This window comes from Metasolibacillus sp., assembly GCF_025291715.1.
Taxonomy (GTDB): Bacteria; Bacillota; Bacilli; order Bacillales_A; family Planococcaceae; genus Metasolibacillus; species Metasolibacillus louembei.
This window is the reverse complement of the sequence record NZ_JAMBIZ010000052.1, coordinates 1-11,815: the sequence shown is the minus strand read 5'-3', so window position 1 is coordinate 11,815 and position 11,815 is coordinate 1. Positions and strand designations below refer to the sequence as shown.

General features: G+C 34.9%; 16 protein-coding genes and 1 riboswitch. Of the genes, 6 read left to right on the top strand and 10 right to left on the bottom strand.

The genetic code is table 11. The features are described from left to right. Window positions 1-367 precede the first annotated feature (367 nt). The 3 genes from M3Z76_RS19195 to M3Z76_RS19185 all read right to left on the bottom strand — a co-directional run bounded on the left by M3Z76_RS19195 (window position 368) and on the right by M3Z76_RS19185 (window position 3,722). Entirely contained in the window at window positions 368-661 is a 294-nt protein-coding gene (locus tag M3Z76_RS19195) for a DUF5316 family protein (RefSeq protein WP_293929774.1), read from the bottom strand. A 324-nt stretch (window positions 662-985) separates the two neighbouring features. Continuing rightward, a complete protein-coding gene (locus M3Z76_RS19190) occupies window positions 986-2,317 on the bottom strand; it encodes an NCS2 family permease (protein WP_293929773.1) in 1,332 nt (443 codons plus the stop codon). 99 nt (window positions 2,318-2,416) lie between these two features. Continuing rightward, window positions 2,417-2,517: riboswitch (purine riboswitch) on the bottom strand. Between the two features lie 122 nt (window positions 2,518-2,639). Further along, window positions 2,640-3,722, bottom strand: coding sequence for a helix-turn-helix transcriptional regulator (locus M3Z76_RS19185; protein ID WP_293929772.1), 1,083 nt, complete (start codon window positions 3,720-3,722; stop codon window positions 2,640-2,642). Window positions 3,723-3,816: 94 nt separating this feature from the next. On the opposite strand from M3Z76_RS19185, the gene M3Z76_RS19180 reads away from it, so the two are divergent. Together M3Z76_RS19180 and M3Z76_RS19175 are read left to right on the top strand one after the other, a co-directional pair. Continuing rightward, window positions 3,817-4,542: a GNAT family N-acetyltransferase gene (locus tag M3Z76_RS19180; RefSeq protein WP_293929771.1), complete on the top strand. Its 726-nt coding sequence runs from the start codon at window positions 3,817-3,819 to the stop codon at window positions 4,540-4,542. Window positions 4,543-4,640: 98 nt separating this feature from the next. Beyond that, a complete protein-coding gene (locus M3Z76_RS19175; RefSeq protein WP_293929770.1) occupies window positions 4,641-5,795 on the top strand; it encodes a pyridoxal-phosphate-dependent aminotransferase family protein in 1,155 nt (384 codons plus the stop codon). Between the two features lie 26 nt (window positions 5,796-5,821). Here M3Z76_RS19175 and M3Z76_RS19170 read toward each other — a convergent pair whose 3' ends face one another. Then, window positions 5,822-5,992 carry a DUF1963 domain-containing protein gene (locus tag M3Z76_RS19170; protein ID WP_293929769.1) on the bottom strand — a complete coding sequence of 57 codons (171 nt, stop codon included), beginning with the start codon at window positions 5,990-5,992 and terminating at the stop codon, window positions 5,822-5,824. A 67-nt stretch (window positions 5,993-6,059) separates the two neighbouring features. On the opposite strand from M3Z76_RS19170, the gene M3Z76_RS19165 reads away from it, so the two are divergent. From M3Z76_RS19165 to M3Z76_RS19155, 3 genes are all read left to right on the top strand, one after another. Then, window positions 6,060-6,314, top strand: coding sequence for a hypothetical protein (locus M3Z76_RS19165; protein ID WP_293929768.1), 255 nt, complete (start codon window positions 6,060-6,062; stop codon window positions 6,312-6,314). Between the two features lie 5 nt (window positions 6,315-6,319). Continuing rightward, a complete protein-coding gene (locus tag M3Z76_RS19160) occupies window positions 6,320-6,679 on the top strand; it encodes a hypothetical protein (RefSeq protein WP_293929767.1) in 360 nt (119 codons plus the stop codon). Window positions 6,680-6,963: 284 nt separating this feature from the next. Then, a complete protein-coding gene (locus tag M3Z76_RS19155) occupies window positions 6,964-7,410 on the top strand; it encodes an ASCH domain-containing protein (protein WP_293929766.1) in 447 nt (148 codons plus the stop codon). A gap of 55 nt (window positions 7,411-7,465) precedes the next feature. Here M3Z76_RS19155 and M3Z76_RS19150 read toward each other — a convergent pair whose 3' ends face one another. Further along, window positions 7,466-7,873, bottom strand: a complete 408-nt coding sequence (locus M3Z76_RS19150; protein ID WP_293929765.1) for an SMI1/KNR4 family protein — start codon at window positions 7,871-7,873, stop codon at window positions 7,466-7,468. A 22-nt stretch (window positions 7,874-7,895) separates the two neighbouring features. Next, a complete protein-coding gene (locus M3Z76_RS19145) occupies window positions 7,896-8,570 on the bottom strand; it encodes an MOSC domain-containing protein (protein WP_293929764.1) in 675 nt (224 codons plus the stop codon). A 134-nt stretch (window positions 8,571-8,704) separates the two neighbouring features. Here M3Z76_RS19145 and M3Z76_RS19140 point away from each other — a divergent pair, with 134 nt between their 5' ends. Further along, on the top strand, window positions 8,705-9,160 hold the full coding sequence (locus tag M3Z76_RS19140; RefSeq protein WP_293929763.1) for an NUDIX hydrolase: 456 nt from the start codon (window positions 8,705-8,707) through the stop codon (window positions 9,158-9,160). A 158-nt stretch (window positions 9,161-9,318) separates the two neighbouring features. On the opposite strand, the gene M3Z76_RS19135 is transcribed toward M3Z76_RS19140, so the two are convergent. The 4 genes from M3Z76_RS19135 to M3Z76_RS19120 form a co-directional block, all read right to left on the bottom strand. After that, entirely contained in the window at window positions 9,319-9,681 is a 363-nt protein-coding gene (locus M3Z76_RS19135; RefSeq protein ID WP_293929762.1) for a hypothetical protein, read from the bottom strand. Between the two features lie 84 nt (window positions 9,682-9,765). Continuing rightward, window positions 9,766-10,086 carry a hypothetical protein gene (locus tag M3Z76_RS19130; protein WP_293929761.1) on the bottom strand — a complete coding sequence of 107 codons (321 nt, stop codon included), beginning with the start codon at window positions 10,084-10,086 and terminating at the stop codon, window positions 9,766-9,768. Between the two features lie 596 nt (window positions 10,087-10,682). Then, window positions 10,683-11,198, bottom strand: a complete 516-nt coding sequence (locus M3Z76_RS19125; RefSeq protein WP_293929760.1) for an SMI1/KNR4 family protein — start codon at window positions 11,196-11,198, stop codon at window positions 10,683-10,685. Window positions 11,199-11,216: 18 nt separating this feature from the next. Then, window positions 11,217-11,651, bottom strand: coding sequence for an HNH endonuclease signature motif containing protein (locus tag M3Z76_RS19120; RefSeq protein WP_293929759.1), 435 nt, complete (start codon window positions 11,649-11,651; stop codon window positions 11,217-11,219). Between the last annotated feature and the right edge of the window lie 164 nt (window positions 11,652-11,815).

Here is an 11,815-nt window from a genome sequence, read left to right as displayed (position 1 = left end):
AAGCTCAAATTTGTATCTACCGCTTTCGCTTTCGATACAGTAAAACATTTGCTGGCATCTTTATGATGTCCAAAATTGTGTTTCATCTATTTAAATGAAACATTTTATTCATTCACGTCTTGCTTGTTCAGTTTTCAAGGTTCATTTTTATATCTTCACCACTTCTTGTTCAGAAGCGACTTTAATATAATATCATGTAGTAGTTCGAAAAGTCAACTACTTTTTTATTTTTGTTTTGCGATTGTTTCGCAACAACGTTTATTAATATACACCTATAAGACCTTAGATTGCAACCCTTTATTTAAAGAAAAAATATTCAGATTTCACAAAAACGAATCTCTTCCTATTTATATGGAATAAATAAGTTTTAAAATATATAATAAAATATAGCTGCGACAATCAAACATGGCAGTGACATAAATAAAAATATTTCTTCATATCTATGGCGCCTATTTTTTTGCTCACTTGATTCTGTAGCTAAATTAGCACGTAAACGATCTCCATTTACGAACACACCCGAAAAGAACATTGTAAGTATTAATAAAATACCACCTATTGTTCCTGCTATTCGAATCACTTTTTGTACATCACCTAAAATAAACGCAATGATAATTGATCCTAAAGCTAGCATAATCCCATAGAGAAAGTACCTTATTTTCATACCTTTTACCTCCACTTTTTACTATAATATACGCAACAATCAGCTTGAGAGTTTCATTTTTGAAAATCCATTACACCAAAATGTAAGTTTATCTAAATTCCCCCAAATTCTTAGCTGACCTGTATCATGCAGACCTCCTTTTCAAAATCTGTGACATCCACCAGAGGATTAACTTGAATCAACAATTACTTTCAATCAAAGGAGCGATGTTTTGTACGCGAAGAATCTTTGTTTAGCTCAGCTAAAAGGCTGCCCGAAAAGTGATATATAAATACACTTTCTAAGCAGCCTTAACTCAATTATTAAATATTCATTTTACGACTATCAATGGGTTGCTGTTGCAAGATATAGTAAGAAAATTAAACCGAATACATACATAATCGGATGAACGTCTTTTGCACGACCTTTAACAACCATTGTTAATGGGTAGAAAACGAAGCCAATTGCTACACCTGTTGCGATAGAGAATGTCAATGGCATCATCAGCATTGTAAAGAATGCTGGCACAGCTACTTCGAACTTGCCCCATTCAATTTTCCCTAGCGAAGCTACCATTAATACCCCCACAACAATTAAAGCAGGTGCGGTTACTGCTGGTGTTACAACACTCAATAAAGGTAAAAAGAACAATGATAATAGGAATAATACACCTGTTACGATAGAAGCAAAGCCTGTACGAGCACCTGCTGCAACGCCTGATGAAGACTCTACAAATGATGTAATTGTTGATGTACCAAAAATAGAACCTACAATTGTGGCAATTGAGTCAGAAACTAATGCCCTGCCTGCACGTGGTAGTTTATTATCTTTCACAAAGCCTGCTTGATTTGCAACAGCCATCAATGTACCTGCATTATCAAAGAAATCAACAAATAAGAAAGTTAAAATAACAGATAGCATTGATAATGTGTAAAACTCTGTATCACCAAATGCTGAGAATAATGAGCCGAATGTTGGTGCAATAGATGGTGGCATAGCAACAACGCCTGATGGCAAATTAACTAAGCCGAAAATCATTCCTGCCACTGCAGTAATCGCCATTCCCAAAAATACCCCTGCTTTTACACCACGAACTAAGAAAATAACTGTAATAATAATACCGAAAATTGCTAATAACACTTTTGGATCTGTTAAATTACCAATGCCTACAAATGTCGCTGGATTCGCTACAACGATTTCTGCATTTTTTAAACCGATAAATGCGATAAATAAACCGATACCTGCACCAACTGCTAATTTTAGCTCCATTGGAATTGCATTAATTAATTTTTCTCGTAAACCTGTTAACGTTAAGATTAAGAAAAATACACCTGACACAAATACTGCTGCTAATGCATGCTGCCAAGGGCTACCATTCGTTAAAATAACTGTATATGCAAAAAATGCATTTAATCCTAAGCCTGGTGCCAGTGCCAATGGATAACGAGCGAAAATCCCCATAATAAATGAGCCGATTGCTGCTGCAACAGCAGTTGCTACGAACACTGCTCCATAATTCATACGAAGTGCTTCTGGTAAGTCAGGCACATCTTGTAGCGTTAACGTCATAGGGTTAACGACTAAAATATAAGCCATGGCTAAAAATGTTGTGAATCCGCCAAGGATTTCCCTTTGGTAGTTTGTTCCAAGTTTATCAAACTCAAAATACTTTTTCATTGTGAATTGTTCCTCCGTTAATCGTCTATAATCGTAGGAAATAAAACAAAGACATGTCTTTTAGTGACATGTCTACGAATAAAGTATTTGTATATTACAATACAAATTTGCTTCAATCGTAGTCAAATCATTTACGGTGATTTGGTAGATACTTGCGAGCCTATTCCCGCTATTATACGACGACATTATTTAATTTACATTCAATAATATATCACCTCACTTTCTGTTTTTCAACTCATTTCCGAACATTTTTTTGTTTTACACAGATAAAGTTCGTAAAAAATATTTTAGAAAATCAAATTACTGTTAAACAAATAACAATCTATCGGGAAATTTTGTTTATTATTTCAATATATTGCGTATCCCCTAAGCCATACTGTGGAAATACCTTTAGCAAATTCCGCACTAATTCCTCTGTCATCAGTTGTTTATGTGCATCAATATACTTCGTTATATCATTCGCTTCCTTTTGCAGCTCCAAATATAATTTAATTCCCTGGTACATCACAGGCATCACCTTCTCATTTGGCATGCATTTTTCAATTAACACCGCTTTGTATAAATCCTGATAAATTCCTAATGGTAGTATCGTTTCATTCACATCATATGTCTGCTCCTGCACGGCGTAATAATAAATTATACCTTCATAGTTTATTTGCTCCAAATAAGCAAGCATCGTTAATAGGTTCATTTGACAAAACATATCTTCACCAAACCATAGTACAATACAGTCATATTTTTTAGAAAACAGCGTATTTTTTAAAGGCGCTAATGTAATAGCTTCATAATCGTGAAGTGCCACCTTATGCCCTTGTGCCCTCATTTCATTAAACGTATCCTTGAAAATTGGGAAAGTCGTTTCATGAACACACATCGCTTCATTAAATGGTGCATAATCACTCGTCTCCATGAACTGTTGTTCCTTGAATTTTTTAAACATATCCTCACCATTTAAAATATTTAATATGCTTGTATCAAATTGCTCCTTCAGCCCATACTGCAAATCTTCAATTCGTAATTTTTTTGAAATATCCATTATATACATCTCCTCTGTTCTGATTGCGAGTTTTACATATGATTGTAATGGCATCGGTTTTTGACGGTAACTATTTGGACTAACACCGAATATTTCTTTAAAGGCTCTTGTATACGACTCCTGCGTAGAATATCCGTGATTTAATGCAATATCTAATATTCTTTCCTCCGTATCCCTTAAAGCAATCGAAGAAAGATAAATTCTTCTTAATGCCATATAACGCTTTAAGCTTATCCCTGTTATTTGATGGAATTTAAACGAGCAATAATAAGGGGAATACCCCATTTTTTCGCTCATTTCAAGTAACGAAAAGCCTTCAAATAAATGGTCTTCTGTCCAATCAATCATCCTTTGTACGACATCCTTCATCCATATATCACCTCTTATTTTTATTTTAATGCTGCTTGAAAATATTGTTTTGACAGCTGTTGTGCTTTACAGTATTTAAAAAGGAGGAAGAGTAATGACTTTATTTTCACAAACAATTATAGACTTTTGGGATAGCTCATTTAATGGTGAAATTTTTTATAACGATGATTATTTTTGTTGCATTATTAACCCACATTTAAAGGAAAGTCGCCGTCTTATGGTGCTAACAACAGCAAATGGTAAAGTTTCCGCTGTTATGACACCTACTATCGCAACTAAGCTACAGCTTGTAAAGGAACAGCCTATATCTGAAGAAATCTTCCGGAATAAATTGGAGGAAATAGGAATCCTATTGCATAGTGCAGATCACATTTTTTATTTTACGGAAAAAGAAAAGGAGAAAGTGTGCACAGAAACTGCTACTAAAAATATACGTCAACTCACAGAACAGGATGTAGAAGTATTTTCAGAATTTGAAAATTCAGCATCAGATCAAGATTTAGATGATGCTTATGTGGAATTAGACCATTGGGCTGTGTTCGGCTCCTTTGCAGAAGAGCGCTTAGCATGTGCCTCTAGCATGTACCCTTGGTCAGACAACACAAAGCTTGCTGATTTAGGGGTTTTAACTCTATCACAGTTTCGTGGACAGGGACATGCTCGCAAAGTAGTACGTGCGATTAGCCAATATGCTTATGAAAAAGGCTATGAGCCACAATATCGATGTCAGCTAGATAATACAGCATCCATTTCTCTAGCAAAGGCATGTGAATTGACATTGTTTGGTCAATGGGAGGTTATTTCACCAGATTCACCGTAATAATTGATGACTTGAAGCGAAATGCTGTCAATCTCTTGAAATATTCCTTATGATAATAGATAGTTGGAAAATTCAGTTTTTATAAGGAGAGAAGCATTATGTATGAAAATATTTTACGTCATCCAGGACCAACACCAATTCCAAAACGTGTCGACCTTGCAATGAGTAAAAACATTATAAGTCATCGTACACCTGAATTTATTGAACTATACAATGAAACAGTGGAGTTAGTGAAGCCTATATTTGGTACGACAGAGGATATTCTTTTTTTACCATCAGGGGGCACAGCAGCACTTGAAGCAGCCGCAATCAATACTGTTTCTGCTGGGGAAGATGTTGTCGTAATTACAGTAGGGGCATTTGGTGATTATTTCGTCAATATTTGTGAGCAACATAGCTTCCGAGTACACAAGCTAGAGAAGCATTGGGGCGAGGCATGTACAGCGCAGGAGTTAAGCGAATTTTTACAAGACTTACCGTCGATACAAGCCGTTTTTATGACATATAACGAAACATCTACAGGCATTTTAAATCCAATCGAGGAATTAGCAAAAGTTGTACATGAAAAAACAGATGCGCTTGTTATCGTCGATGGAGTTAGCTGCATCGGTGGTGTCGCTCCGAAAATGGATGAATGGGGTATTGATATTTTAGTAACTGGCTCACAAAAGGCTTTAATGTTACCCCCTGGTTTAGCACTTGTTGCTGTTAACAAGCGGGCTTGGAAAGTTATAGAAGCGAACCAGACACAAAGCTATTATTTAAATTTATTAAGCTATAAAAATTGGGCTGAAAAGGGCATGACACCAAACACTCCAGCCATTATGCTACTATACGGCTTAAATGAAGCTTGTAAGCTAATTAATGAGGAAGGTGGCATCGAGCAAACAGCAAAACGTCATATAGTAATGAGAAATATGGTGCGTGCTGCGATGACTGCATTAAATATTGGATTACTAACAGAGGATACGTATGCTTCACCAACAGTTACTGCTATTAAAGTGCCTAAAGGTATCGTGCTAGCTGATTTTGTTGCACATTTAAAAGCAAAATACCATCTAGACTTCGCAGGTGGACTTGGCTCATTACAAGGAGAAATCTTCCGCTTTGGCCATATGGGCTACTGTTTCCCAAGCGATGTATTGCAGGCTGTTTCATTAATGGAAGCTGCCCTACAAGATTTCAACTATGATTTCACAGCAGGTGCAGGTATCCTTGCTGCACAAAAGGTATTTTTAGAAAGTACAAAATAAAAGAGGCGCCTAAAAAGCGCCTCCCTTTAACTTGTCGCTAAATTTAGATATGTATTGTCAAAGCGACCTTCTTTTAAATCTTCAATATCAATTAAAAATTCTAAGTACCCTGCGTCCCACCAGCACATATTCACTTCATCTAACGATGATTTAGTTAATACATCTACAATCGCTTGTTTACGCCAATCCTCTCGCATCTTCCCCTGCCCCCTTTGTTTTTTTCAGTTTACCATATATGATAAAGTTAACGAAAAGGAGGCTGTAATGATGAAGGAAATCGCCAAAATTTTCAGCTTACCATTTGAGGATATACAGGAAATTACTTATGAAATAGGAAAACCAATGTATGACCATGTAGGACAATGCATTTTTGAAGGTGCAGCTTATTTTGTTGCCTATACAACCTATGGCGCAAGAATCGAAATAGCTGAAGTAGATAGCCGTTTTTTTATAATTAAGGAGTTTCTTGAAATTGATCTCCCTCTAAATGAAAACAAAACGCTTTATATAAGGAGCTGACGCATATGAGCATTGTGCAAATCAAAATTGACAATGATGCAAATATACTCAAATACATTACCCTTATCCGCAAGTTTAATAGTGCACTACCGATTCAAACAATTAAAAGCAATATCAAAAATGGACACTATGTTGTTAGTCACGATTTATATGCTTACAATGTTGTAGATGAGCTACTAGAAATTGACCACACTGCCCGTTTTAGACAGCTTTTAGTAAACTTAATAACGGCAGGTGCAACAGTTCATATTTATTGTGATGATGAGTTGATCACATTACAATATTTAGATAATCTAATAGCAGCAATGCACGAGACTGAGAGAGCATTACAGCAGGAAATGGATCGATTTTTAGGAGAAGGGTGATAAAAATGGTTGTCATCGGTATGTTTATTGAAACCGCTCGCATTTTCTACAGCGGAAACAATTAACTAAAATACCACAAACTATGCTTGTATACACAATTGGTATGGGGGGGATATTTGGCATTGGCTCAGTTGCTATCGACTGGGTACAGTCATTCCCTATCCATGAAATTTTACAAATACCCATTTTCTTATGCTTTGTTGCCATCATTTATTTAACGATTCATATGCTTATGATATTTGCATTACCTAATAATTTGATAGAAGATTAGAGGAGTATGATTTATGAACAAAATACAGCTTTTTTGGGAAGCATTTTGCCAAGAGAAAAATTTGCAAAATATTGTCTACACGGATGCATTTCAATTTGGTGTAGAGGCTGATTGGTTAGCTGATTTAGTCTGCCAAGGTAAGAAAACAGCTACCACTTCAGGACATATTTTTTACGAGCTTGAAAATGCAGCATTGCCGCAAGCAGGTGAATATTCAATTGTTTTAAATAGTCATGATGAACCTGTCGCCATCATTGAAATACAATCTGTTGAAGTGGTGCCTATGAACGAAGTAACAGAGGATTTTGCTTTGGCAGAAGGTGAAGGAGATTATCAATATTGGTGGGATGCCCATGTTCGCTTCTTTACATCGCAGTTAAAGGCATATGACCTAAAATTTACACCTGATATGCTTGTCGTTTGCGAGCGCTTTAAAAAGGTTTATTCCACAAGTAGTTAAACAAGACTGTTAGAAAATATAGATATCATCATATTTTTCTAACAGTCTTTCTAAATTATTCATTTCTCCATGGGTCTCCCTCATCACTATTCAGCCATGACAGAAAATGGTCTGTTACATCATTTTCTACAGGGATACCATATCCATCACTTACTAATTGGAAATGAACAGCCTCTTCCTCTGTTTTCATTAAAAGATGGTAGCCACTATGATCATTTCCAATCGAAACATATCCTGGGGCATAAGCTTGCACTTCATATGTTTTATTCATTTCGATTAATTCATCCGTTGTATATAGCTTAGCTAAATTGCCAAGCACTCCATTTGAGAGAAACAAAAGCTCTTTATATACTTTTGGGAGAACGATTTGTAGCTCTTTTTCAACCTGCTGAATTTCTTCTACTGTTGCTGGCTTATACCATTCCATAATCCACTTTTTAGAATAAAGCACATCTCTAATCATTTATTCCTCCAAAATATATTGATTAACTTTTTCCAACTGCGCGACTTTGCAACACTTGAATTCTTTTCTCCAATTTTTGTTTCCACTCATCTGCAAGTGCTTCTACGGCTAAAATACGCTGCATTGCATCTGCATCTTTATTTTGGAAATACACTTCATTGCAATACAATACAGAAATGCCTGCAGAGTCTTTTTCGATTAGTTCAATTGGCGAATCTGCATAAATCGTTCCTTCCTCTAACACTCGCCCAAGGTATCCTGTATAACCAGTTTCAATCAAACGTTTCAATAATGTAGTCGCCTCTGTGTATTTATCAATCGTGCTACATGGAACACGTCCTTGTGTAATTTGAATGACTGCATCACCAATTTTGTAAATATCGCCAATATAAACATCTGCCTCTAGCATATTTGTTACGGTTAAATTTTCACCAAAGGCTGCTGTTGGCAATGTTTTCCCTAGCTCCTGCTGCCATTGTGCATAATGCTCCAAAGGATATAAACAGATAGCGCGATCAGGTCCACCATGATGTTTTTTATCTGCTACATCGTCCCCCTCAAATCCACGACTTGCTAAATAAACATTTGGCACTTGTTGTTTTGCAATCCCTGTAACCATGGAACGCCCATCACCATAACGCAATTCTTTTGGCATACCGATAGCAAGTGTATAAATTGTTGCTCTATTCTTTTCCAATATAATCCCCCATTCCCTCATCCTTTTCCTATTTCTTCAGTTTACTATATGTAAGACTTGACCAGCAATCTTGTACTAGTCTATTTGCTAATAAATGAGATAATATTTAGTTATTAAGAGCAATGGAGGTCAATATGAACTATATTAAATACATACGTCAATATGTTGGAACAAAGCCAATTATTGCGCCGGGCTCAGCTATTATTGTATTAAATGAGCACAAAGAAATTCTATTACAATTACGCTCAGATACAAATGATTGGGGACTTCCAGGTGGTGGAATGGAAATGGGCGACAGCTTTGAAGAAACTGCACAGAAGGAATTATTTGAGGAAACAGGACTAATCGCACAAGAAATGAAATTGATTGGCCTAGCCTCTGGAAAAGAGCTCTACTATCAATTCCCCCACGGTGACGAAATCTATAATGCAACCGCTATTTTTGAGGCTACTACTGTAACAGGAGCACTCAAAATAGATGAGGAAAGCAAAGATTTACAATATTTCGCTTTGAATCAGCTTCCAAAATTAAATTATACAACAGTAAAATTGCTTGAAAAGGTTGGGTATATTTCAACTGATAAACTTTAACTATAGTTAAATTCAGCAAGATTGAAAATAAACTTAACAAAATGCTTTACTAAATTCACCTCATCACAAAGTAAAAATTCGCTCAATCAAATAAAAAACTAGAGCTGTCTCAAAAACTTTCAGACAGCTCTTTCTACTATTCCTATAAGATAAAATGACTAAATGTAATTTCCTGAGTAAACTCTTAACTTCCCTTTCCTTTTAACAATATCCTCCAATAAAGAAATACCAGTTTTAATATGTTTACGTTGAGATGAGATGACTATGTTATTGATTATTTTTTGAGCCGTAGGATTGTAGAGAATTCCTAGATTCGCTTCTAGCAAACTATTCAACGATTCTAATTCTTGTCCCTTGAAATTTAACGCTTCAAAACTATGAAAATTTATTTTTTGTATCTTCTTTAAAATTGATTCAATTTCTAACCAATTTAATGTAGCTAAAGAAGCTGTAAAATCTGAATATATACTGGATGTTGTAGATGTACTTGCAATACTTATTTTATTTGTGGGTATTAACATTCCCTTACCTCCCTTATTTTCAATAAATCTCTTCAAAGACCAATACATATCTTTGAATAATGCTTTTTCGATCATTACACACAATTAATCATCAATCACAATTTCACCCTCAGAATTGAGATTATAATCTCCATTGCCTAGAGATATAGACTCAAACAGTTCAAGTAATTTGGCAGTAATTTCCTTGCCTGCTACTTGAAAAACTTGTGTGTCCCCATCTTCCTCATAGTTATCGACTATATAAAGCTGACTTGCTTCTTCGGATGTGAGGTTAGAAAAGGATGTTTCTTGTGATTGTTGTTTACGCCTTTTGTAATAAATATTGATAGCTTCATGCTTCAATACTCGTTTACAAAAGCTATTAAACGCACACCGCACTTGCCACTCAGTACGAATAGATTCCATGCGCTCACCTCCCTCCGCTGTTGCAAAGGTGTCGGTGATTCCCCTTTCATAACCTTCAACAATTATTTTTCTGAAATGCCAAGAATAGGATTGCTATTTTAAAAAATAATAAATAAGATACAAAAAAATGAATAATTTATAGGTATTGGGATATAAATTTCAGTCTATTATTATAGACAAATTACATATCTATTCATGCAGTGAGCTTCCATTCGATATGAATAATGTGTTGACCTCCCTTCACTATTCCAAAGGTGTTGACAATTTCTCATTCCATAACCTTCAACAATTACTTTCTAAAAACACTAAAAAACATAAAGTTTTTTTAAATTTGAAACGGTAAAAATTAATTAATCATATTCTATTAATATGTCTTTAAAATAAAAGAACTATCATCAAAAGCCAATTTGCTTGACTATTGAGATAGCTTTTTTACAGTCTTGTACTTATTCCAAATATTAAATTTTTGAATAACAATTACATAGATAAAAATCTTGAAAAACACTACCCTCAATTGGAGAATAGTGTTTAATCAAAAAGAAAGGATGTTAGACTGAAATATAATCGGTCTAACATCCTCTTGATTTAATGTGCACCTACCATAACCAATACCTAGCCCCTTGTGCAACAATAAACCTATCAAGGAATGTTTCAAAATTCATAGGTAATCTTTGAATATCTCCCACTTGCACATAGATTAGATAATCTTCTTCTCCATTTTTCACCTTTTGTGAGTCAACGAATATATAGTCACCATATCCCCGATAACGCCCAATCATATACCAATTTTTATCGTATACGTGATAATAGATATTTGTTTTATATTCATCAACATAATTTATCATTTCAGGTAAATCATATATTTCAAGGTAATCTAAACCATCAATACTGAATATTTTTGCCCCATTTGTCTGTTTTAAAAATGAATATAATTCTTTTGGTAACACTTGTTGAGTTTTTAATGCAAACTCTTGTAGTTCTTCATCTGATGCTGGATTATTCCATTCACATGTTACTTTGGTTATAATTTCTCCGTTTTCCCTGTGGAGAGTTATATAATCTTCTTTAGCAAATCTTTGTTTTAATGCTGTTAAGATTAATTCAATGGACATTCTAAATTCTCCTAACTTTTAATAAGCAGCCCACCAAGGAGATACAATACCTCTATGGAATGAACTATCTAATGGTATTAGATTGCTATAATCTTTAGTTCCTCCCCATTTACAAGGTCTAATATGATGGATTTCATAATTATCCCAATTTAAAGTTCCATAATTCTTTTCATACCATGTTCTATATGCTGTTCTATCACTAGAAGACAAAGGACATGAAGAACTAGATGAAGCAGACCAAGTTGTAGTGGCAGGTTCAATCATTACTTTATTACTTTTTTTGTCTGTATATTCAGGATATAAAACTCCTTTTTTATTTAATAACCAAGGTCCTTCCACTTTAGCATCTGCTCTATAAGATATATCTGGATAATTAGCATATGCCATTGAGTCAATTTTCCAGTAATTTGTAGTAGTAATAATGCCTGTAGAAAGAGAAACTGTTTCGTTCAAAGCAACTGTTTTAGTTTTATTAGCTACAAAAGTGTATGCACCATTTCGACTTGTAGCTTATTGAATACTTGCGATAATTGAATAATTTTGATACTATGTCAAGAAAATGGACAGAGGAAATTGAGATTTCGCTCTGAATCTATCGCGCTATCGCTTGCTCGCCT

What these genes read in the sequence shown, in the direction of transcription:
- M3Z76_RS19195 (WP_293929774.1), bottom strand. Translation starts at nt 661, where the DNA reads ATGAAAATAAGGTACTTTCTCTATGGGATTATGCTAGCTTTAGGATCA.
- M3Z76_RS19190 (WP_293929773.1), bottom strand. Translation starts at nt 2,317, where the DNA reads ATGAAAAAGTATTTTGAGTTTGATAAACTTGGAACAAACTACCAAAGG.
- M3Z76_RS19185 (WP_293929772.1), bottom strand. Translation starts at nt 3,722, where the DNA reads ATGAAGGATGTCGTACAAAGGATGATTGATTGGACAGAAGACCATTTA.
- M3Z76_RS19180 (WP_293929771.1), top strand. Translation starts at nt 3,817, where the DNA reads ATGACTTTATTTTCACAAACAATTATAGACTTTTGGGATAGCTCATTT.
- M3Z76_RS19175 (WP_293929770.1), top strand. Translation starts at nt 4,641, where the DNA reads ATGTATGAAAATATTTTACGTCATCCAGGACCAACACCAATTCCAAAA.
- M3Z76_RS19170 (WP_293929769.1), bottom strand. Translation starts at nt 5,992, where the DNA reads ATGCGAGAGGATTGGCGTAAACAAGCGATTGTAGATGTATTAACTAAA.
- M3Z76_RS19165 (WP_293929768.1), top strand. Translation starts at nt 6,060, where the DNA reads ATGATGAAGGAAATCGCCAAAATTTTCAGCTTACCATTTGAGGATATA.
- M3Z76_RS19160 (WP_293929767.1), top strand. Translation starts at nt 6,320, where the DNA reads ATGAGCATTGTGCAAATCAAAATTGACAATGATGCAAATATACTCAAA.
- M3Z76_RS19155 (WP_293929766.1), top strand. Translation starts at nt 6,964, where the DNA reads ATGAACAAAATACAGCTTTTTTGGGAAGCATTTTGCCAAGAGAAAAAT.
- M3Z76_RS19150 (WP_293929765.1), bottom strand. Translation starts at nt 7,873, where the DNA reads ATGATTAGAGATGTGCTTTATTCTAAAAAGTGGATTATGGAATGGTAT.
- M3Z76_RS19140 (WP_293929763.1), top strand. Translation starts at nt 8,705, where the DNA reads ATGAACTATATTAAATACATACGTCAATATGTTGGAACAAAGCCAATT.
- M3Z76_RS19135 (WP_293929762.1), bottom strand. Translation starts at nt 9,681, where the DNA reads ATGTTAATACCCACAAATAAAATAAGTATTGCAAGTACATCTACAACA.
- M3Z76_RS19130 (WP_293929761.1), bottom strand. Translation starts at nt 10,086, where the DNA reads ATGGAATCTATTCGTACTGAGTGGCAAGTGCGGTGTGCGTTTAATAGC.
- M3Z76_RS19125 (WP_293929760.1), bottom strand. Translation starts at nt 11,198, where the DNA reads ATGTCCATTGAATTAATCTTAACAGCATTAAAACAAAGATTTGCTAAA.